The sequence below is a fragment of the Candidatus Melainabacteria bacterium genome (assembly GCA_003963305.1).
Lineage (GTDB): Bacteria > Cyanobacteriota > Vampirovibrionia > Obscuribacterales > Obscuribacteraceae > PALSA-1081.
Map to the genome: position 1 here is coordinate 1 of RXJR01000036.1, position 21,249 is coordinate 21,249.

17 protein-coding genes and 1 pseudogene are annotated in these 21,249 nt (G+C 47.9%); 11 read left to right on the plus strand and 7 right to left on the minus strand.

Annotated features, from left to right (window positions below; all coding sequences use genetic code 11):
- The first annotated feature begins 361 nt into the window (after positions 1 to 361).
- The gene (locus tag EKK48_30205) at positions 362 to 1,048 is read left to right on the plus strand and encodes a hypothetical protein (protein ID RTL34853.1); all 687 of its coding nucleotides are present in this window, start codon (positions 362 to 364) and stop codon (positions 1,046 to 1,048) included.
- Between the two features lie 70 nt (positions 1,049 to 1,118).
- On the opposite strand, the gene EKK48_30210 is transcribed toward EKK48_30205, so the two are convergent.
- From EKK48_30210 to EKK48_30220, 3 genes are all read right to left on the minus strand, one after another.
- Positions 1,119 to 1,451, minus strand: coding sequence for a 4a-hydroxytetrahydrobiopterin dehydratase (locus tag EKK48_30210; protein RTL34854.1), 333 nt, complete (start codon positions 1,449 to 1,451; stop codon positions 1,119 to 1,121).
- Entirely contained in the window at positions 1,448 to 2,662 is a 1,215-nt protein-coding gene (locus EKK48_30215) for an NINE protein (protein ID RTL34855.1), read from the minus strand. The genes EKK48_30210 and EKK48_30215 overlap by 4 nt, the downstream gene beginning before the upstream one ends.
- 90 nt (positions 2,663 to 2,752) lie before the next feature.
- Positions 2,753 to 4,282, minus strand: coding sequence for an HAD family hydrolase (locus EKK48_30220; GenBank protein ID RTL34856.1), 1,530 nt, complete (start codon positions 4,280 to 4,282; stop codon positions 2,753 to 2,755).
- Between the two features lie 324 nt (positions 4,283 to 4,606).
- Between EKK48_30220 and EKK48_30225 the strand changes: the two genes are divergently transcribed.
- The 10 genes from EKK48_30225 (at position 4,607) to EKK48_30270 (ending at position 18,527) form a co-directional block, all read left to right on the plus strand.
- On the plus strand, positions 4,607 to 5,092 hold the full coding sequence (locus EKK48_30225) for a chemotaxis protein CheW (protein ID RTL34857.1): 486 nt from the start codon (positions 4,607 to 4,609) through the stop codon (positions 5,090 to 5,092).
- Positions 5,089 to 6,594 carry a hypothetical protein gene (locus EKK48_30230; protein RTL34858.1) on the plus strand — a complete coding sequence of 502 codons (1,506 nt, stop codon included), beginning with the start codon at positions 5,089 to 5,091 and terminating at the stop codon, positions 6,592 to 6,594. The genes EKK48_30225 and EKK48_30230 overlap by 4 nt, the downstream gene beginning before the upstream one ends.
- 2 nt (positions 6,595 to 6,596) lie before the next feature.
- Positions 6,597 to 7,157 (plus strand): purine-binding chemotaxis protein CheW, encoded by a 561-nt coding sequence (locus EKK48_30235; GenBank protein RTL34859.1) that lies wholly within the window; start codon positions 6,597 to 6,599, stop codon positions 7,155 to 7,157.
- A gap of 113 nt (positions 7,158 to 7,270) precedes the next feature.
- A complete protein-coding gene (locus tag EKK48_30240; protein ID RTL34860.1) occupies positions 7,271 to 8,944 on the plus strand; it encodes a methyl-accepting chemotaxis protein in 1,674 nt (557 codons plus the stop codon).
- Between the two features lie 7 nt (positions 8,945 to 8,951).
- Positions 8,952 to 11,465 (plus strand): hybrid sensor histidine kinase/response regulator, encoded by a 2,514-nt coding sequence (locus EKK48_30245; protein RTL34861.1) that lies wholly within the window; start codon positions 8,952 to 8,954, stop codon positions 11,463 to 11,465.
- Between the two features lie 3 nt (positions 11,466 to 11,468).
- Positions 11,469 to 12,509 carry a chemotaxis-specific protein-glutamate methyltransferase CheB gene (cheB, locus tag EKK48_30250; protein RTL34862.1) on the plus strand — a complete coding sequence of 347 codons (1,041 nt, stop codon included), beginning with the start codon at positions 11,469 to 11,471 and terminating at the stop codon, positions 12,507 to 12,509.
- Positions 12,510 to 12,512: 3 nt separating this feature from the next.
- The gene (locus EKK48_30255; protein ID RTL34863.1) at positions 12,513 to 13,058 is read left to right on the plus strand and encodes a response regulator; all 546 of its coding nucleotides are present in this window, start codon (positions 12,513 to 12,515) and stop codon (positions 13,056 to 13,058) included.
- Between the two features lie 331 nt (positions 13,059 to 13,389).
- Positions 13,390 to 15,624: a response regulator gene (locus EKK48_30260; GenBank protein RTL34864.1), complete on the plus strand. Its 2,235-nt coding sequence runs from the start codon at positions 13,390 to 13,392 to the stop codon at positions 15,622 to 15,624.
- A 13-nt stretch (positions 15,625 to 15,637) separates the two neighbouring features.
- Entirely contained in the window at positions 15,638 to 16,018 is a 381-nt protein-coding gene (locus tag EKK48_30265; GenBank protein RTL34865.1) for an Hpt domain-containing protein, read from the plus strand.
- A complete protein-coding gene (locus EKK48_30270; protein ID RTL34866.1) occupies positions 16,008 to 18,527 on the plus strand; it encodes a tetratricopeptide repeat protein in 2,520 nt (839 codons plus the stop codon). Before EKK48_30265 ends, EKK48_30270 begins: the two co-directional genes overlap by 11 nt.
- A gap of 218 nt (positions 18,528 to 18,745) precedes the next feature.
- Here the strand turns inward: EKK48_30270 and EKK48_30275 are convergent, their stop codons facing one another.
- The 4 genes and pseudogenes from EKK48_30275 to EKK48_30290 all read right to left on the minus strand — a co-directional run bounded on the left by EKK48_30275 (position 18,746) and on the right by EKK48_30290 (position 21,232).
- Positions 18,746 to 19,117, minus strand: a complete 372-nt coding sequence (locus tag EKK48_30275; GenBank protein ID RTL34867.1) for a hypothetical protein — start codon at positions 19,115 to 19,117, stop codon at positions 18,746 to 18,748.
- 109 nt (positions 19,118 to 19,226) lie between these two features.
- Positions 19,227 to 20,519: a trypsin-like serine protease gene (locus EKK48_30280; protein RTL34868.1), complete on the minus strand. Its 1,293-nt coding sequence runs from the start codon at positions 20,517 to 20,519 to the stop codon at positions 19,227 to 19,229.
- 29 nt (positions 20,520 to 20,548) lie between these two features.
- Positions 20,549 to 21,019: a hypothetical protein gene (locus EKK48_30285; protein ID RTL34869.1), complete on the minus strand. Its 471-nt coding sequence runs from the start codon at positions 21,017 to 21,019 to the stop codon at positions 20,549 to 20,551.
- An 81-nt stretch (positions 21,020 to 21,100) separates the two neighbouring features.
- Positions 21,101 to 21,232, minus strand: a pseudogene (locus EKK48_30290) (FliK family flagellar hook-length control protein).
- Positions 21,233 to 21,249 lie beyond the last annotated feature (17 nt).

Below are 21,249 nucleotides of genomic sequence, written 5' to 3' on the forward strand. Positions count from 1 at the left end.
ATCATCCGGAATATCGGAATGTCATCTGGAATATCGGACCATCATCCGGAATATCGGAATGTCATCTGGAATATCGGACCATCATCCGGAATATCGCCCGGAATGTCGCGATGCGATCGACTGCGAAAAACGCGAAGCAAGTGTTCCTGAGAAAGGCGCTGAACGGCAAGAACCTAGAGAAGAAAAATTATGAGTCACTGGAGCATGATCACTCGCCATGTGGTATGTGTACTAAGGGGACACATCAGAATCCGATCGCTTATGCACAACTTTAAAAAGATGGAAATAAGGACCGGATTTAAAATGAGATCCACATGTCTGATTAGTATCGCATTTGATACCATGATGGGGTAGCGAGCTAGTGAACTTACCAACCATAGTTGTGTGCGATAACGCAGCAGGTCAGAAAGAGACGATCGAAAGCTTGATTTCTGAGCAGCCGTCCTTGATTCTTCTGGGCACGGTCAGCAGGCAAGCGGCCAGTCAACAAGTCTTGCAACAGGGGATCAAAGTTATTTGGCTTGAACTGGCCCCTGATCCTCAAAAAGGACTGGCTCTTCTCACAGAACTCAAAGAGAAATACCCTAAAGTCCATTACCTTGTGAGCTATGCGACCCTTCAAGCAGATCTCGTCAAGACAGCCATGCAGCTTGGAGCAGTTGAGTATCTGGATATGCCGGGAGCGGCAAGACTGCTGGCACCGGCAATAGCGCGAATCAATCAGAAAGAACAAACAGCTACAAACACTGCCAGCAACGCGCCTCCCGCCCCACTCGCGTCAAGCAGGCCAAGTGCCACTTACGACAACCTGGAGGCACTACCAGCGGGGCAGGGCAGCATCGCCCAGGGTAGAACTGAAAAAGGTGTTCACAACCAGCCGCCAGCAGAACGAGTGACAAATAGCAGCTTGCGAAAATCTCGAAATTTGACGACAGAGGGAGACCCGAACAGCGTCTTTGCAGCTCTACCGAACTGGCTTTTGCCATCGCTCTTGCTCGTCATGATAATTGTTGTTGTATTAGTCATGATGAGCATAATGCACCACTAAGCAATCGATGCGCCCCGATGTGCGCACTAATCGCCGGCAGCGCCGACAGCAATTTCATTGCCGCCACCACTTAATTACGACTGGCACACCTGTCTATTTTCGCCGCCAGAATGAAATCATTTTCCGTCAGTCCGCGACTGGCATGAGTCCATATCTCAACCCGCAACTCCCCCCAGCGTACAATCAAATCAGGATGATGATTTTCCTTTTGTGCAATTGCCCCAACCTTTGTAGCCAGATCCAGTGCCTCCTGAAAGTTATCGAAGCGAAAGCTTTTCACAATTTTCTTGTCATCTTCGCATTGCCAACCATCTAATTGCGCAAGCAGTGGCACAATCTCTGTGGTAGACAACGCAGTTGCCTCACCTCTACAAGGCTGACAGGTCTTCTCTGACAAACTCAAGTTTGGCTCTCCTTGCTAAATTGATCAACAAAATCCTCAGGCTCACTTGCAGTAATCTCCATCGAGAACACATCCGAACGGTCGGACTTGAGGTCCTCCTCTTTCTCCGCTGGAAGTCTCATCAAAACAAGCTCGATGTTATACATCAAATTGAAAGTGACACGGGACATCTGAGAATAATTAATTGCGTCGAACCATCCCATGACGATCGGGATTAAACTCCAGCATGTTGCCAGATAAATCATGCCAGGAACCTTTTCGCCTAAATAGAACTTATGAGCACCCACTCCGCCTAGCACCGCCGCTAGTATCACAGCGGTTTGTTTGCGACGCCCTTCAGGCAGTTGATCAGATGCCGCTTGAATCAATAATGACTTTCTCTCTCTCACAGCCGAAGCTGTTTTCAGCGCACGCAAGTGTTTAGCGTCACTGCGAACCAAAGGTACACCTTCGGCCCCGCAAAAACATCGCACTCTCAAAGAAATACCCTTTCGTACATGGTAGACTTCCGACTCCAACAATATTCTCTTACACTGACCACAGTAGAGTGGAGCTAGCTTCAATTCGGAGCCGACCGGCGGTCTGAAACTGGCATGGCGATCTACGGACGACAGGATATCCATTGTAGAAAGACTCAATTGTCTGGCTCGCTTCGCAAATTCGTCGGACTGCTCTGCTACGACATCTTTGTTCAACTGAGAAAGCAACATATATTGCTCTGTTGCTTCGCCCCTCTTATCAAGCTTTTCAAGCGCCTTTGCTAAACCCTTACGCACTTCAATTTCGCGCATCACTTGATTAGGTAAAGCTTTCGTTCGAGCAAGCGCCTCCAGAAAACAATTCTGTGCCTCGCCGTAATTCTCAGATTCGAGAGCGGCGTGTCCTCTGTCTAACCAATCCTGGTAAGACTGAGATAATTCGACCGTATTATATGCCTCATCTTCTCCAACTGAAACAGGAGCTTCAGCATTTTCGGCACAAAGACGTCCGCAGTTATGGCAGCTAAGCTGCCAGGGTTCTAAGAGCGTTTCGCAATCAGGACAGGGTCGCAAATCTGTAGTGTCAAAACTCTGCTCATGTGCAAGCGATGCAGCAGCAGCAGCGTCAACGGCTGCATCGACCGCAAAATCAATAGGCATGCTGGCAAAAGGTTCACCGTCAGTCAACGGCTTTTCAGGCTCCGGCGATTGTTCTTGTATTGGTTCTGTCATTTAAAATGATTGCCGCACTTGCCACATTATAGATGACAATCCAAATTCACAAGCAATCCAACAATCCGTGGGCAAGTTGAGAAAGTTGACTCACCGATCGTCTTTTTTCTCAAAAGGCAACGAATAAGCTGCCAATGGTCGAAAAGAAGGTCGAACCAGGGCATTGTCGGCAACACCATCTTTGATGGCAGACCAGTCTCGCTTGGGATTTAGCAACTCGAGAATGTCCGAATAGCTGGCAGCTGTTTTGTAAATCGGCGGATATACCTTCTTGGGCGGAACCATTGTGTCTGGGAGAGAAGTAGTCGGACCGGCATCACGACCAGAAGCTAACCTGCCAAAAATATTTTGATATTCAGTGGGCGGATGCGCGCCAAATTTTGCATAGAAGAACTTGATTCCAGCAGCTTCCGCTAAGCCTCCATCTTTAATTCGGCTATCACCAAACATTGCTGTCTGACTTGGTCTGACATTCAAATCATCCATTCGCTCTTTCAGATTGCCCATATGAGGCTTTTCTCCGGACCGCGACAGAACTTGAGTCTGTTCAAACGGTTTGTCAGCAGCCATGAAATCTGCAACGCGTTTCGCACCGTACTCCATCAACTTCGGATCGCTGAATGCTTCCGCTTTAGGCGGCACTGTCTCAAGCGCGTAGAATTCATCCATACGACGGGCCAGATCCATGGTATGCAGTCGGGCTAAACCAATGTAGTAGGGAGCATCGCTACGAGCCATTATGCGAACTCCATTAGCGCGCAGAGTATCGAGGGTTTCGGTGACCCCGTCAAAAGGCTTAAGCAATTCGGCGCGCCGCGCATCCATATTTTTCCAGAAAGGATCAACCACTTGCCTGGTAAATTCCTCGGCAGTCATATTGAATTTTTCTGCCAGACCCGATTGCTCCAAGCTCCACGGGTAATCATGGCTGCGGTACTTGTCCATGACCACACCAATTTTCTGATAGATTTCAGTTTCCGGAATTTTTTGCTCTGCGCTTATTTTGGCAATGTTCTCACGGACAGCCGGCGCAAAATAGTCAGTAAAAGCACCCATAGTGCCATCTATATCAGTAACCAAAAGCTTCAACTTTGGCGGCTGAACCGTATCTGCAATCTTCCATAGATTTGCTTTTACATCAGCGCCCGATACCTTTCCTGTCACCATGTCGAAGGCGCCCATATCTTTGCCGAAAACGGCATTAGCAGCACCCTTGCCCGCCATTCCTCCTACCATTGCCATTGGCATTGACGACAGGAACGCCGTTCCTTCATGAGAGACACTGTTGCGCAGGTCGCCTGTGACTTTACTCATATCAGCGTTGGGATCGCTGGCCTGATATAGCGCCGAGGCGGTCGATTCCCATAATCCGCGGGTGGCATAAGCCATCAGGGCGGCATTCGCCAGGCCCCGGGGATTGGCCATGGTTATGGCGGCGCCCATGGCAGCGTCCTGCCAGTGATGTTCAAGAAAGGTCGAGGTAGCCTTAACAGGATTGTCGGCAAAGTCTTTCTTGGCCTGCTGCAAGTCCGACCATGTGGTCGTTACAGCGTCCTGCAATCCGGGACCAATTCCATCGGTAAGGACAGCCGATTCACGTTTTAAGAAACTTTGTTCCATCTATGCCTGCCAGACGAGGATTCCATTGCCAGGATTATCCAGATCAAAGGCTGATAGAACCATCGTGTAAATCCCATTTGGTAAGCCAAATCGCTCTTTTCAGGGCAAATTTAATCGAATACGAGAAAATTAGCAAAACGGTCAATAGGCGCTCGCTTTAGCGAAAATCTGTTTTTTTAAGCGATATCAGCTTAAGTTTGAATTTTGAAACTTAAACTGATATCACCCTAAAAACCGACAGACCTGGTTCCAACCGCCAAATAACTAGTCAGTCGAGCCCCCACATGCGTTCAAAAACACCCCGATTTTGGGAACTAAAGAAGTATGATCACTCGACAAAAAACGCCCTATCTAATCTTCGCAATCGACGACAGGAAACTAGCGATTGAACTGGAAGTTGTCGAGCAAGTCTTCTCAGCAGTTGAAATCACGCCGCTAGAAGGAGCCCCAGAAACAATTCTTGGTCTGATTAATGTTCACGGGGCAATAATCGTAGTTTTAAATGTTCGCAAAAAGCTTGACCTTCACCAACGTTCGATCGAATTATCAGATCAAATCATCATGGTAAACGTGGACGATCGACAGCTCGGTCTCTTGGTCGATGATGTTGTGGAAGTTCTACAGACAGATCCTCAACAGTTTGAGGCGATGGTGGTCCCTGACGAAACGCCCTCCAAGCCGTCGCAAGCAAGACAGGGTTTTGAAAGCGACAACACTCCCATTGAACTTTACGATCTCAGAAACTTCCTTTCGGAAGAAGAAGAGAAACAGCTGAGACAAGCACTGCAAACGGCGTATAAGAACCTTTGAAAAACGACTTAGATGACGAATTGCTGAAGAAACTGAGCAATCATCTTGCTCAAAACATGGGCATCAGCTTTTCACCTCAACGAATTGACGATCTAAAAACCAAATTGTCCGCACTAGCCGACGCGTTCGAGTTCGAAGATCTGGAAATATTTGCCCAGTGGCTTTTAGCAGATAGCCTCAATAGAGAACAGATCGAATTGCTTGCCGATTTTTTGACGGTCGGAGAGACTTACTTTTTTCGCGATCCAAAATCATTTTTGGTGCTAGAGACTGAAATATTTCCACAGCTCATCGAAGCACGTCAGAAAACACGTTTTATGAGAATCTGGAGCACTGCCTGCTGTACTGGCGAGGAACCGTATTCAATAGCAATGCTCCTGACCAACATAATGCCTGATATCGACAAATGGCAAATCAGTATTCTCGCCACAGATATCAACCCAACTTTTCTAGAACGCGCCGAGAAAGGTCTCTACAGCGACTGGTCATTTCGTGCCACGCCCGATTCCTTCAAGGAAAAATTCTTTAAAGCTCAGAAAAAGGGGTTTCAAATTGATTCCAGAATCAAGAAATTAGTCAGATTCGAATGGATGAACCTTGCGGATTCAGGGCGCCTGAAAGATCCAAATTACGGCTCGATGGACATCATTTTTTGCAGAAACGTACTGATTTACTTTAGCAATGAACATGCCAGTCAAATCATCTCAGCCTTGAGCCATTGCCTTATACCAGACGGCTTTCTCTTCGTCGGTCCAAACGAGCTCTCGGCAGCTGACAACAAGACTTTTGAGTCGCTTCACCGAAGTGGTGCCATCATTTTGAAAAAGTGCGGATCCGCTGCAGAACCACAGACAGTGCCATCAAGAGATATGGATATTCACAAGTCCAGACTAGTTGCCTGTGATACCGTAAGTGATTGCAGCGCCAGCACCACTTTTATTGCGCCTGTGACAGCGGAAACGGGAGCCCAATCAAATCAGGAACGATGCTCTGACACAGGAATCAAAACTCCAAGTCTTGAGGAAGCACAAGCACGATACGACAAAGGATTGTACGAAGAAGCGGCTGAGATCCTCATGCTTCGCTGCCAAAATGGCGGTGATTATTCATCGCTGCTGCTGCTTGCCAAATCGTTCGCCAATCACAGTGATCTTAAAAGTGCCCTGAAGTGGTGCGATCTGGCAATTAAAGCCAACCGGTTGAATGCGGCGACTTATTACTTGCGTGCCACCATTTTGCAAGAGCAAGGCTCCAACAAAGAAGCTATCCACTCGCTAAAACAAGCATTGCTGATGGACTCAAGCTTTGTTCTAGCAGAATTCAATCTGGGCATTTTACACCGCCAGTCCGGAAACCAACGCGAGGCACAACGGCACTTCAAATCCGCTTTGAAACTACTTGGAGCATACCAGGAAGACGATATTTTGCCAGAATCAGATGGAACTACAGCCAGCAGCATGCGAATTATTGTAAGCTCATTGATGTCTGAGAGCAGGCGCTGATTATGGATAAACCATTTACCCGAGCCGAACAAGAAAATCTACAAGCCATGAAAAAGGCTGTCTTAAAAGCCCGAGCACGCGTTCTTGCAAAACCCCACAAACGCCTGGAAATTAAAACAGACCTGCTGGAAGTCGTTGAATTCGTTCTATCCGGTGAAAAATATTCTGTGCGTACAACCGACATTCGTGAAGTTCATTACTTGAAGAATGTCACCCGTATACCCTCTACCCCAGATTTCGTGGTCGGCGTCATCAGCCTGAGGGGGCAAATTATAGTGGTAATCGATATTCTGCGATTCTTTGAACTGCCTGGTTCAGAATTCTCCGTTTTTAACAAGGTAATTATCGTAGAAAAAGGCGATATCGTATTAGGTATCATTGCTGATGAAGTGACTGGCGTGCGTCAAATCGAACAATCCACAATTCAACCGTCACTATCCAGCCTGGCGGGCAAAAGAGCAAGGTTTCTGCGAGGCATTACAACTGACGGTGTCACCATTCTTGATGTAGAGAAAGTGCTCAAAGATAAAGACCTGCTAGTGACGGAACATGTTGAGGACTGAGCGCACAGGACGGGACTGTACGTGATTTGCTTAAGTGAACATATATGCTTGCATGATAGACCCAAGACAACGGACCATGGATGACAGAGTTTGGATAAAGGAAAAACTTCAGGATGTTCAAGAATTTAGCGACTCGACACAAGCTGCTTATCAGCTTTTCGACAATGATTTTCTGTATCTTGATCATTGCCGGCGCAGCTTGTTTGGCGCTCTCCGCCAAAAGTGCCGGAGAAACTGCAGCCCAAACGTCAACCCAGTTACTGCAAATAGCGGCCGATGTTGATTCTGCTCAAATGGCGATAATGAGCTCGAACGGCGACAAGCGCGAGATTCTTGGCGACCTATCCGATATGTCATTCGATTTGCGCCGGAAGATGGCAGCGCAATCAAATATTTCCGACTCATCGTTTTCAGAACTAGAACAAGCGGTTTCCAATTATCACCAGGGTCTGAAGCAATACACGCAACTACTGCAGTCAGGAGATGCAGTAGGAGCTCTAAAATTCGCTAATGAGACACAACTGAAAAAATGTAAAGCAGTGCACTCGCTGTGCAGCTCTATTGCTAAACAACAGATGATCACAGATCGCAACGAAAGAGACACTATCTTGCTCATCGCGTGTGTCGGAGGATTGGCAGTGTTCTTCGGAATCTTCTGCTTTATGGCATTGTGTGAGGAGATAGCTGCTCCCTTGCAACAATTGACGCTCGCCTCACAGCGGTTGGCAGCAGGAGATTTAGGAGCCCAACTGCCTGACTCCAATCGTAACGATGAAGTCGGTTCCGTTGTGAAAGCGTACACGAGCATGGTCATCTCGCTGCGAAACATCTCGGCTGCAGCGCAAAAGGTTGCTCAGGGCGATTTACGGGTTGAAGTCCAGCCCCGTTCAGACGAAGATTCGCTCGGTAAAGCATTCGCATCTATGGTCGAGAACATGTCATCAGCCACATCTCAAATCAAGTCTGCAGTTGAAGTGCTCTCCAATGCTGTCAGCAACATCATGGCTTCCGTCTCCGACTCCGCCTCGGGTGCAACAGAGACAGCCACGGCAGTGACAGAGACAACAACGACAGTTGAAGAAGTGCGTCAAACTTCACACATCGCCAATCAGAAAGCAAAAAACGTTGCGGAGAGCGCGCAGAAATCTGCTCAAATTTCGACAATGGGCCGAAAATCTACTGAAGAAACCATCCAGGGTATGAAACGTATACGCGAACAGATGGATCTGATTGCCGACAGTATGGTGCGGTTGAGCGAGAAGAGTCAGTCCATAGTAGAAATCATTGCGACAGTAGACGACCTGGCCCAACAATCGAACTTGCTTGCAGTCAATGCCTCAATCGAAGCAGCAAAAGCTGGCGAACTCGGTCGCGGATTCGCCGTTGTGGCCCAGGAAGTGAAAAGCATGTCCGATCAATCGAAACATGCAACAGCGCAAGTCCGCAAGATTCTTGGAGAAATTCAGCAGGCAACGAGTTCCGCGGCGATGGCAACAGAACTGGGCAGTCGAGCAGTAGATGCAGCAGTGACACAATCGAATCAAGCCGGCGAAGCTATCTCCACTCTGGCTAGCAGCGTTGCAGAATCAGCCAACGCGGCGGCGCAAATAGCTGTTTCGAGCCAACAGCAGCTAGCAGGAGTGGATCAGGTGGCCACTGCAATGCTCGGTATAAAAGATGCCACGGCTCAAAACTTGATTGCTATCAGGCGAGTAGAGGAAGCGACACTAACGCTGCAAGAACTTGGTGGAACGCTGAAAGTTTTGACGAAACGGTATCAACTCTAGGTGTTCAATGACCTCCTCAGAAGACGCGTTTTTAAAGAAGCTACGGGCGGCCTTTGTTGGCGAAGCACACGAACAAATTGAACACATATCTTTGGGTCTATCGCAGCTTCTAAGCACCACTGATGACACCGAGCGTCAGCGCATCGTAGAGAACACCTTCAGAGAACTGCACAACATGAAGGGTTCTGCCAGAGCCGTTAATCTACTCAGCCTCGAAGCAGTCTGTCAGTCGCTTGAAGATATTTTCGCACAATTCAAACGCTCAGATCGAGAAATCACGGCGGCTCTGCTGGACACTCTCCACGAGGTCGTAGATAGCTTATCAATTTTCTTGAATAGTCTGGAGACTTCTGAATCGATCGAACACTCCGCAGCCCTCGACAATATTCTTGAGACGCTATCAAAGCTAGACCGTTCAGAAGGCTCAAAAGCAAAATCGACGGACGCGAGCATATCTGAAGACACGCCTCTCCCAGACTGGTCAGACACCATCCCCACAGGGAAAGGCGAAGAGGAGTCCGAACAGGCGACAAAGAAAAAGATCGAAGATGAAAGTCCTGAATCAATTTTGGACAGCTTCGTCTTCGACTCATCATGGCAAGAAAGCAGCACACCGGGAGCACTTTTCGATATTGCGGAGACTCCCCCTCCTGCCACGACCGCTGCTCCCACTGGATTCAACGCAGTAACTGCGCCGACCGCTGCCCTGTTTGAAGCGACATCACCGATGATGGCATCCACAATCGCAGAATCAGCACGCGAATCTATTCGCATTCCGGCAGCCAGACTGGACGAATTGTTGATGCGAGCCGAAGACATGCTCAGCCTGAAAATAATGAGTCGACAACACAACAGCGATCTCAATAATGTCGGCTTTAGATTCGACGATTTCGCAAGAGAATTTTCCAAAATATACGCAGACGTTCGCGCCGCTCGACAGATGATAGACCGAGACCAGGCAACTTCCGAAGAAATTTTCATTGAATCCGTACTGACCAGAGTGCTTGAATTTCTCGATTCACAGCAACAACAGATGAGTGTTCTGGGCGCTCAGCTTAGCAACCTGCAGACTTCATCTCTAAACGACTTTAGAATTGCAAGCACTACAGTAGAAACCTTTCTCGAAAATACCAAGAAACTTTTGATGATGCCGGCATCGACCATGCTCGAATTGATGCCAAAAATGGTGCGCGAACTGTCGCGAGAGCTGGGAAAAGAAGTGGATCTCACCATCAACGGCGGCACAATACAGCTCGACAAGCGAGTTCTATCTCAAGTGAAGGATCCACTCATACACATATTACGCAACAGCATAGACCACGGTATGGAAAAACCAGAAGTAAGATTGGAGGCGGGGAAATCCAGACGCGGGTCGCTCATCATCAGCGTCATGCCTGAAGAAGGCAATACAGTGGAAATTGTTGTCACCGATGACGGTGCGGGAATCAACATAGAAAAAATAAAAACATTAGCCATAAAGAACGGGCTGCTGGACACCGAAAAGTCAAAATCGATGACCGACGCAGAGGCAATCGCCCTGATTTTTCAGTCCAGCTTCTCCACAAGCGACACGATTTCGGAAATTTCTGGAAGAGGACTGGGACTGGCAATTGCCAAAGAAAACATCGAAAAATTAGGCGGTAGACTTTTTGTGGAAAGTCGCAGGGGACTGGGAACCAGCTTCCGAATCAAGCTTCCCGTCACGGTGGCTACCTTCAGAGGCGTATTGATCAGGTGCTCAGATGAGACCCTGATAGTTCCCACTTCAGACCTGGAACGACTGATTAAAGTTAAACGCGAACACGTGACGATAAGCGAAACGAGCCGAATCATAAAAGTTGAAGGACGAGAAATTCCTTTGCTCAGGCTCGACGATGTCCTGGAGCTACCACTTTCGACGGCAAGTCCGTCTCAACATCTGGTTATGGTGCTTCGACACAGTGATTCTATGTGCGGATTCGAAATAGATGAAGTCCTGGAAGAGCAGGAAATCCTGGTAAAAAAACTATCGAAACCGTTGGTGCGTGTGAGAAACGTAGCAGGTGTCACGGTTTTAGGATCAGGTAAACCAGCAGCAATTCTGAACGTCTCTGATTTGCTTAAATCAGCCAGGAAAATCTCAGCGCTGAAGAAACATCGCCAAACACCTGCAGCAAAGGTTGCCGGGAAGCGAATACTGATCGTTGATGACACCATCACAGCAAGAATTCTCATGAAAAACATTCTGGAGTCGGCAGGATACCTGGTCAAAACCGCCAACGATGGCACAGAAGCTCTAAAGGTTTTGACCAGAGAAAAATTTGACATGCTACTCACTGATATCGAAATGCCCAAAATGAATGGCATCGAGTTGACAGCAGCAGTCAGAAAAGGCGGTCAGAAGCTGCCGATCATTCTGGTCACATCGATGACCGACCAGAAATTCAGGGACGAAGGCACGGAGGCCGGAGCAGATGCATTTTTCGTCAAAAGCAGTTTTGACCAGAACAATCTCCTGGATGTGATAAAGCGATTAATGTAACCAATGATCAAAGTACTGATAGTTGAGGACTCTATAGCGGCGCAGCAGTTGTTGACGCACATACTTAACGGCGAACCTGGCATTCAGGTGATTGGCACCGCATGTAATGGCGCAGAAGCGATCAAATTTGTCAACAAAATCAAGCCTGACGTTATCACAATGGATTACTATCTCCCGGATGCGACTGGTCTGCAAGTGGCACGCGAGATAATGGAGACAAAACCAGTTCCAATCATAATTGTCAGCGCGACCTGGACTGCAGATCAGTATTCGGAAGCTTTCAACCTCATGGAAGCAGGCGCAGTCGGTACCATGAAAAGACCACCTGGACCAGGACATAGCGAACACGAGTCACTGGCGAAGGAGTTGGTACAACTGATCAAAAGCATGTCTGAGATCAAAGTTGTAAGACGCTTGCCCAAGTTCAAGGGCAAGCAATTCGAGGCAGCCCAGATCCCGTTTTTAGCTCGCCGTATCGTGGCTATCGGCGCAAGCACGGGCGGACCTCCAGTGCTCGACACCATTCTCAGTCAATTGCCGGCAGACTACCCGTATCCAATCACAGTGGTTCAGCACATTGCCGACGGATTTTTAGATGGTCTGGTAAATTGGCTTCAACCCAAGTGCAAACTAAAAATCCATATTGCAACAAACAATCAAGCGCTTGAGCCCGGGCACATTTACATTGCTCCTGACCGTTTTCATCTCGGTGTGACAGCACAGGAGCAAACAATGCTAAGCACCGCCGAACCGGAACATGGTATCAGGCCTTCAGTTTGCTATTTATTTCGTTCTATAGCAAAGATCTACGGATCGCGCGCAATTGGAATTCTACTTACAGGTATGGGCAAAGATGGCGCAGAAGGTCTAAAACTGATGCGCGAAAATGGCGCTATTACAATCGTTCAAGACAAGGATACGTCGGCTGTTTTCGGTATGCCGAACGAAGCGATAAAACTTGGCGCAGCACAGTTCATCCTGCCACCAGATAAAATAGCGCAATCGCTAATTTTGCAACAAACAAGCGATCAACAGAAGAGGTAAAGAGTGCCCAGTATTTTACAAGGACTGCATGTAATGGTGGTTGAAGACACTATGACACAAGCAATGATGATCCAGCACGTCCTCGAGAAGGAACAAGTTCAGGTGACTATTGCTCGCAGCGGCGAGAAAGCAATGAAAACACTTGCAGATATCGAGCCAAAACCCCAACTAATTCTCTGCGACGTCAACATGCCGGAAATGGACGGCTATCAGCTGTGCCTGAAACTCAAGGCTGATGAAGCCTTAAGAAACATCCCATTTGTGTTGCTTTCCACATTGGTTGACAACACAGATCTGCTCCGAGTCATTGAATGTGGAGCCGATAACTTCATATACAAAACCTTCGAGGGCGAATACTTCATCCAGCGACTGGAGTCAATCTGGTCTTCATGCAGCGAAGATGCAGCGACCGAGGCCCAGGCACTTAAAATCATGCTTGACGGCAGGCAACACAACATTGTCATCTCGAGCCAGAAGCTGGTGAATCTGCTTTCTTCCGCATTTGAGACTGCTGTTTTTCATAACAGGACACATAAATCAGGAGCCTAGCCGATTAAATTCCGACAGAAACGTCGCCCGCTTGCATCAGAAATAGGCACTCCCGGTTTTCAAGATCGACTACTGCTTGGAACTTGAAAGTCCAGCTGTTGAAGGCTTTTGCAAAACGACAAGGTTCACAAACGGAATTTAAAGCGATATCAGCTTAAGGTTTGAACTATGCATCCGACAGGGCTTAAATAGCATATAGGACCGGGTTCCCGAATATGCGAATCTGGAAATGCGCTGGATTCGCCAGTTTGCATAAAGTTGCCTTATAGTATTAGTGGCGCTCAGCTTGGCGCTAAGCAGAAAACGTTGTCAGCAGCAGTAGACCAGAGAGATGACCATTAACTGGAATAATCACATTGACCGACTGAGAAGCCAAATTGCGGACTTGCGCAATACTCTTCGCGTCATCAAGACCAAAGCACACGACGAACGACCGGGTCTTGAAGAGACAACGGCTCAACTAAGAGAGCTTGTAGACAAAAACGAATCGCAGAAAACTCTCTATCAGTTTCCAAAGATTCTCCATAAGATTTTGCATAATCCGGCCGTAGGAGCGATCATCCTTGGTCCAAACGGTGAACACCTCTTGTTCAACGCCGCTGCAGAAAGGCTTCTCGGTTCTGATTTGATGGCCGATGCCCTGGCGGAAAAAACTGGTAACTTCGGCTTTTACCAGACAGACAAAATTACAAAATACACCAAAGAAGAACTGCCCTGGCAACAAGCCGTAATGGGAGCACAAGTACCTGAGGTCGACCTGTTCGTGCGCCGACAAGGGTACGCAGATGGACTTTGGATCAAGGTAACCTCCACTGCTCTTAAAAGTGACAGCAACGATATCGGCGGAGCAGTTGTATTTCTCGTTGACATAACAGAACAAGTTCAAGTCGAAAACCAAATTCAATCAACCTGCGAAGCACTGGAGCAACAAATTTCGCAGATCGGTAGCGCGCAACTTGAATTGCAGTTGTTAACCGAAAAGTTGGGCAAACTGGATTATCTGCCTGTCGTGACACCAGATACAGTGACAACAGAAAAGTCCCACAAAAAGAAGACGGCTGCACAGATATCACACGAAAAATCCTCAAAAGTGCACTCAAACAGTAAAGACACCAGCACAGACCAGTCATCGACGCCCACTTCTCAATTTGTATCGGGCTCAGATGTTGACTCACACGAAAGGCAAACTACAACGACAGAAGGTGATCTCAAAACTTCTACTGATGCAAGTGGCAGCAAATCAAACCAGGATTCATCAATAATCGACTATGCAAGTGATGAACTAGCAAAATGGGCAGATATCGCTCCTGATGAAGAGGGAGAAGATCAACCGGCAGGTGCGACCGAGCCGGGACAAAATAAAATCAAATTGGCCTCCCAAGCAGAGCTGATAAAGGAAATTCATGACTTCGCTGCATCAGCGGAGTCTGAAGAAGACACTGAATCGACCGAAACGACAAAAACAAGTGAGTTAAAGGAGCCGACTGAAACGCTGGAAGACAAGGCGCAGAAGGTAAACGAGTCTATCGTGCAGCAGCTTACCACTGAGATTTTCGCCATCGCCAACCAAATTGAACCAGCCGAAACAAGTGGGCATCAAGAATTCTTCGCTCCGGACAACAACCAGCAGTCTCTGTCGGTGCCTGGCACAGCTGAACAATCAGCTGCTGGAACAACTCCGCCGAAAACCGAAGAGCTGAACGTAGCTTCAGTTCAAGCAACCTCCCAGGAATCAGACAAAGACTCTAGTTCGCCGAACAAACCGACTCCGAAACCAGGGGAGGCAGACACGGGCGGGACCAAGCGCCAAAAAATCCTGATTGTTGACGATATTCCGGTTAACCAGAAACTATTGCGCCTGCAACTGAAGCGATTGGGATTCGAGTGCGACGCCGCCAATAACGGCGATGCAGCCCAGAAAGCAGTCGCCAATGGGGATTTTGCGCTAGTTTTAATGGATCTTGATATGCCAATCATGGATGGTTTTGAGTCGACAGCAGCCATCCGCAAAAATGAACAGGGTCTGGGGAAACGCATACCTATCGTCGCGATGACATCATACGATCGACAGGAAGACCGTGACCGATGCCTGGCTGCCGGTATGGACGACTTCCTGAGTAAGGGAGCAACCCAAAAGCAACTTCACGAAGTTGTCGAAAGATGCATGCAAGCCGCATCGAAGGAGTCCGTTAAGACTCCCATTACGCCTCCCGAGCCTCCAAAAGAGACGGGGCTGGACATCGAGTCGCTCCAGAAGCAGTTTGACAAAGAAGAAGTACAGGACGTTTCAAGACTTTTCCTTAGCGCCGTTAATACGTTTATCGATTGCATCCAGCTGGGCATAGAAGAGAAGGACGCTGGTGCGGTGACGCACTTCGCTCACTCGGTAAAAGGTCCTTGTGCCGCTCTCGGCATAGATGAAATGACGCGGTTGACCTCAGAAATAATGAGCGACGCTGAAGCCGGAAACTGGACTCAAGTGCGTGTCAAATACATGAAACTAAAATCCTCCTTTGGCGAAGTCAGGGACCAATTACGAGAACTTTGTACACCTGGGTACGTTTAATTAGAAACACAATCTGGGTCCATCTGTCGTGGAAGAAAGTACGATACCCGCTTTGCCTGATGCACCGGTAAACCTCAAAGAATTAGAACAAGCCCTCGAAATTGACGGCGCTCATGAGATCGCAGCTGGCTTCCTGGAAGATGTCGCTTCCATTCCAGAAAAATTGTCCAGGGCCGTAAATTCAAAAGACAAAGAAGCGATCAGATCAGCCGCGCACCTCTTAAAAGGCTGCTGCCTGATTATCATGGCTCAAGACACTGCCGAAAAAGCCGCAAGAATGGAAAGACAGGCCGGCTCCGGCGAATTAGAACACTGCGAGCAACTGCTGCCAGAACTCTTACAGTCGCTGCAAAAAACTGTCAAATGCCTAGAAGCCTACATCGATGAAAGTTGATTCCATCGAAATCATTTTGAGCATAATCAGTGCAATCGCACTGATTATGGCTGTCGTCGTATGGCGCATGCTTGAAGCTCTGAAAAGCAAATATCAGACCGAAATCGATAGTTTAAAATCTCAGCTGCAAAAGGCTGATGTCGATAAAGAAAGCACCCATCGGGCAATCACGGGTGAATTTAAGCAGTTACTGAGCGACCAAAGATCGATCACTGCAGTTGGTGCCTCCGAAGAAATCAACGCACTAGTAAACGGCATTAACGACAAAATTGAAAAGGTAGGAAACCAGACTAAAGAGAAACTTTCCGAACTTGAAAGCAAGCAGTCTAAACTGCCTGATACTGAGTTTATTGACGACTTGCGCACTTCGCTGCAAAACGAACTTGACCAGTTGCGAGAGCAGCAGTCAAAAGTGCAGGAAAAACTGCAAACTCTGGAGAAAGACCATGCAGATCTGGCAGACTTCAAAAAGACTCTCCCAGAGCAAATTACAGAACATGCAAACAATGCGGTCAGTCAGGTAACGGCAGAAAGTAAAGCATCGGTCGACGCATTGTGTAACTTGTTTCAGCAATTGCAAGATTTCGTTAAAACAGAATCTGCCAAAACACAAGCCGACATAAGCGAATTAGCAACAAAAAACGAAATGAGCGTCAAGTCAGCGACGCTAGACAAATTCCTCATGCTGATGGATTCAGACGAAGAACGAAAAGCAGCGGCGCTTTCGTTTGTCAGGCAGATCGCCAGTGAAGATCTGTTCGCTGAATTGGCAATTAAATTTCCGAGTACCATAGCCGTTGCAGCCCTGGAGCAGATGGCAAAAAAGAGTGACCGAAAAGACGTTTTCGTTGCGGCTCTAGGTAATTTGGCGACACAAAAACTTGATGCACAGATGTATGACGACGCGCGAGCGTTGTACATGCAGGCAGTCGACATAATTCAAGAATCTGAGAATCAAGATCAAGCACAACTTTTACCAATATATGCAAAGCTAGCTTGTTTATGCAGGCTACAGACGGACTTCGATTATGCAAAGGTGATTTTTAAACGCGTCGTTGATGCGCAGAAATCAGCTTCACCGGAGCTGCGTCAAGCCGCCATTCAAGCTCTCTCTGAGCTCTCCCAGCTATACGAAATGAGCAACTTTTCAAACCGACTGGAAGAGGTGTATAAACGACTGCACGAAAATTACATTGCCATTGGGCAACTCGACAGAATGGATGCGGCTCGCAATCTTCGAAAGCTGGCCGATCTGTATCTATCAGAAGAGCGTTACGAAGAGGCTGAGCCAGCGTACCATAAGGCTCTACCCAGCTACAGCAAATCGGCTGAGGCCGAAGATCCGGAATTAATAGCTCTGCTGCGAAATCTAGCCAAGACATACTTTCACCTCAATCAACTGGACAAGTCCGAGTCACTTCTCACGCAACTTATCAACGGTCTTCTCAAAGCCAAAGCAAGCAACGAGGAGATACTACTTGCAGTATCACAGCTGGAAAACACCGCCCAGACATTTGTAGAGCGTGACAGCTTCCATAGGGCCGAAGCGATATTCGAAAAATGCAGCAATTCATTAAAGCAGGTGCTTCCAGCCAATGACCCAAAGGTGGTTGCTCTATACGAGAAACTCGAAAATCTGGCAAAACGAGCACAAGACAAAGAACACCTGAAGAAGTTCTATCGCGAACAGTTGGATTCCCAAAAAAACGGAGCCAACAAAAGTGCGAAATACGTCAATTGCGCCGTAAAACTTTCCACATTGCATGCGGCCGACGGCAACTTTGTTGAGGCCGAATCAATATACAAAACAATCGAGAATTCAAAAGCCTACGACCAGGAGACTGCAGATTTGCTTGACGAGTTGGCTAAAGCTTGTAGCAGCCAAGCAAAGTACGATTTTGCTCAAAAGACCTACGAAAAGGCGCTCAGCTTGAAAGAATCAGTTCTAGGAGCAAACAGTCCAGAACTGATCAATTCCTACGCCAATCTTGGCGCATCATATTCGGTGCAGAGAGAGTACAAACGCGCAGAAGAGATGTTTAGACGCGAACTGATGCTGACCGAGAAAAATTTTGGCTTCGACAATGAGAAAACCGTGACAGCTCTAATGCACCTGGCTGGTTGCTACATCATCGCAGGGAAACTAGACGAAGCCGAACCGTGTTACAAACGAATCCTCGAAACAAGGTACAAGACTCTGGGCGAAGAGCATGCCGATATCATAGTCTCACTTTTGCATCTGGCCGAACTTTATCGAATCCAGAAGAATTTCGGCGAAGCTGAAATTTTCTACGAGAGCGCCTGCGAGATGGCGGAGAACATGTACGGTACAGAAAGCCTCAAAGTAGCCGAAATTCTGGAAAAACAAGCCATCCTGGCCAGACAAGAAGACCAGGCGGAGAAGTCCACCGAATTTTCGGACAGAGCAAATAAGATCAGGCGAAAGTTGAATGAAGAATCTCTGGCAAAAGTACCAGGCGCCGATGCCGCAGCTGCTGAAATTCAGTAGGGACTTTTTGTGCTTATCGGTGAATAATTCTAGGCGCCAGTCAGGCTTCTACACTTTCGAAATACTAAAGTCAGATTTTTAAGCGATATCAGTTAAACACCAGATCAAAGTTGCCATTTGACTACAGCCCGCCCACCCCAAAATTATCTTTAAAACGATATCGCTTAAAACCGGACGAGAGACACTTCGAAAGCCATGGGCGGCGCGTCTACGAAATTTTACAGCCTGATGTAATCCTTGAGCAAAAAGAACGCCGAGCCCAAACACGCCAGAGCCACCAATACCAAAACTACTCTCAACTGACGGCTCAGATTCTGATTGGCTTCTGGTCCATGATATTGATTCTCTTGAGCCTCCGCACGTTCCATCTCCCGACGAAACGGCGCAGTAAGAAACCATAAAACACCTATTGGAATCAAAACGCCAACATCTTGAAGAAGCAGACGCTGCAGATCTATTGCGATGCTCGCGTCTGGCAACTCAGTAATTGGCGGAGGCTCCCAAATCGAAGCGTAGCCAAAATGCGTTGACTTTGGAACTCCGCCAGCATACGGGTTCCGCAGAATCACCCATGGAGGATAGAAAGCCAATAACATCCACGTGAAGGCGGTGAGCGAAAAAAATGCAAAATGCGAGAGAGTGAGTTTCAGATGTCCATCCAAAATAGTTACTAAGACTAAATACCCGAATCGACTGCTCTTAGTAACTAAGATTTTCTGGATAAGTGCCGAGTTTTACCTTTCGGACCTCATGCCCGTCTTTGCGAGACAGTGAGAATGCCAGTACGTCGTTTGGCTTATGCTGTTGAATAATTTTGCGCACGTCTATGGCTGATTTAACAGGCGTTTCATCGACCTTCTCAATCAAATCATACTGATCGAGTCCTGCCTTCTGGCACGGTGAATCAGGCATCACATACGCCACTATCACGCAGGCTTCGTCTGGGTACCCCATTGCTTTGGCAGTTTGCGCATCGATATCAGTCATGTGAATGCCCAGATAAGGACGTGCAATGCTTCCATGCGCCTCAAGTTCCTTAGCAATGGACTGAGCCCGCTCAGCAGGAATTGCAAACGATATATTCTGCGCCTGGTTTCGCACCGCTGTATTTATTCCAATCACTTCGCCTTGCGCATTCAACAGCGGTCCACCTGAATTCCCATGGTTCAGCGCGGCATCAGTCTGGATCATCTCAGTATTATTATTCATCTGCTCGAGAGACCGTCCGATGCCGCTGATAATGCCAAGCGTGACGCTGTGATCGAAACCATAAGGACTTCCTACTGCAATCGCCCAGTCGCCTACACGCATTTTCGAGCTGTCACCGAATTTCGCCACAGGTAAGCCAGTCGCTTCAATCTTAATCACAGCCAAGTCCATAAATGGGTCTTTGCCGACTATCTTGGCATCAAATGTACGCTTATCGTTCAAAGTTACGCGCACGTCAAAATTAGCGTGCAAAACATGAGAACTGGTCAAAATATAACCATCCGACCCGATAATAACGCCCGATCCGATCGGTCTTCGGTCTTGCGCAGACCGCGGTTGAGATTCCGGCATAGGCATCATCGGCAGACGCAAATCTGGACCTTTCTTTTTCGTCGGATCAATCGGAGTGAGGTGAATAGTCACCACAAATGGATCAGCCGTCGAAGCTACAGTAGCTACGGGTGTAACAGATTGCACTGAGCCGGGGACCTCGGAAATCTCCGTCTTCTGCTTGTCTCTCGACGGCAGACCCATTCCATACCAGATGCCAATATTGAAAGCCGCTGAGGCAATCATGGCTACCCCAAGACCAATCAAAACGGGCTTTTTGATTGAATCCTTATTGGTCGCAGAGGTAGGATCGCTTGCAGCCGACGGACCGTTGGAATTCTCTGACATGTTTGATTCTCGTTTTGGATCTGAGGAATCAGCAGCCTGATGCAAGCAGCAACAGGTGTGACTACGGCAATGGTACCAGAATTGCCAAGCCCAGAAGCACCACATGGCAAGTACCAAGCTCTCGTAGTGAAGAACTAACTCCCAGTCTTTAAGTCCGCAGTCAAATTATCTAACGAAATACCCAGGTCGCGAAGTACTTTCACCGAGGCACCTCGCTCCGGGGTGATCAAAGCTAAAAGCAGATGTTCAGTACAGACGTAACTGAGACCAGAACTTTTTGATTGCTTAAGAGCCTCCTCCAACAATCGTTTGGCACTCGGTGTAAATGGTAACTCGGTGGGAATTCTTGCTTTACTTGCCCCTCGCAGCCTGGCTACTTCAAGTCTAGCCTTGCCAAGCTCGACACCATGCGCTGTTAACACTTGCCCGGCCATACCTTCACGCTCAGCAATCAAACCAAGCAAGATGTGCTCGGTTCCAATAAAACAGTGTCGCAGAGAACGAGCTTCGCTTTCAGCGATAGCTATTACTTCAAGAGACTCAGTCGTAAAGCAATCAAAAATTCCAGCTTTAAGTTCAATCAAAGACCTGATGCGTTCGAACATGACCTCTCATCTATTCTCCGGAACGGCACCAGTGGAAGCACCAGTGGAAGCACCACCGCGATCAACACTCAAAGAGACACCGGAAGCAGCACCGGAAGCAGCACTGGAAGCAGCACTAGAAGCAGCACTAGAAGCAGCACTAGAAGCAGCACTAGAAGCAGCACTAGAAGCAGCACTAGAAGCAGCACTAGAAGCAGCACTAGAAGCACCGCTGCGATCACCACCCGAAT

What these genes read in the sequence shown, in the direction of transcription:
- EKK48_30225 (RTL34857.1), top strand. Translation starts at nt 4,607, where the DNA reads ATGATCACTCGACAAAAAACGCCCTATCTAATCTTCGCAATCGACGAC.
- EKK48_30220 (RTL34856.1), bottom strand. Translation starts at nt 4,282, where the DNA reads ATGGAACAAAGTTTCTTAAAACGTGAATCGGCTGTCCTTACCGATGGA.
- EKK48_30245 (RTL34861.1), top strand. Translation starts at nt 8,952, where the DNA reads ATGACCTCCTCAGAAGACGCGTTTTTAAAGAAGCTACGGGCGGCCTTT.
- EKK48_30235 (RTL34859.1), top strand. Translation starts at nt 6,597, where the DNA reads ATGGATAAACCATTTACCCGAGCCGAACAAGAAAATCTACAAGCCATG.
- EKK48_30260 (RTL34864.1), top strand. Translation starts at nt 13,390, where the DNA reads ATGACCATTAACTGGAATAATCACATTGACCGACTGAGAAGCCAAATT.
- EKK48_30280 (RTL34868.1), bottom strand. Translation starts at nt 20,519, where the DNA reads ATGTGGTGCTTCTGGGCTTGGCAATTCTGGTACCATTGCCGTAGTCAC.
- cheB (RTL34862.1), top strand. Translation starts at nt 11,469, where the DNA reads ATGATCAAAGTACTGATAGTTGAGGACTCTATAGCGGCGCAGCAGTTG.
- EKK48_30240 (RTL34860.1), top strand. Translation starts at nt 7,271, where the DNA reads ATGTTCAAGAATTTAGCGACTCGACACAAGCTGCTTATCAGCTTTTCG.
- EKK48_30270 (RTL34866.1), top strand. Translation starts at nt 16,008, where the DNA reads ATGAAAGTTGATTCCATCGAAATCATTTTGAGCATAATCAGTGCAATC.
- EKK48_30285 (RTL34869.1), bottom strand. Translation starts at nt 21,019, where the DNA reads ATGTTCGAACGCATCAGGTCTTTGATTGAACTTAAAGCTGGAATTTTT.
- EKK48_30215 (RTL34855.1), bottom strand. Translation starts at nt 2,662, where the DNA reads ATGACAGAACCAATACAAGAACAATCGCCGGAGCCTGAAAAGCCGTTG.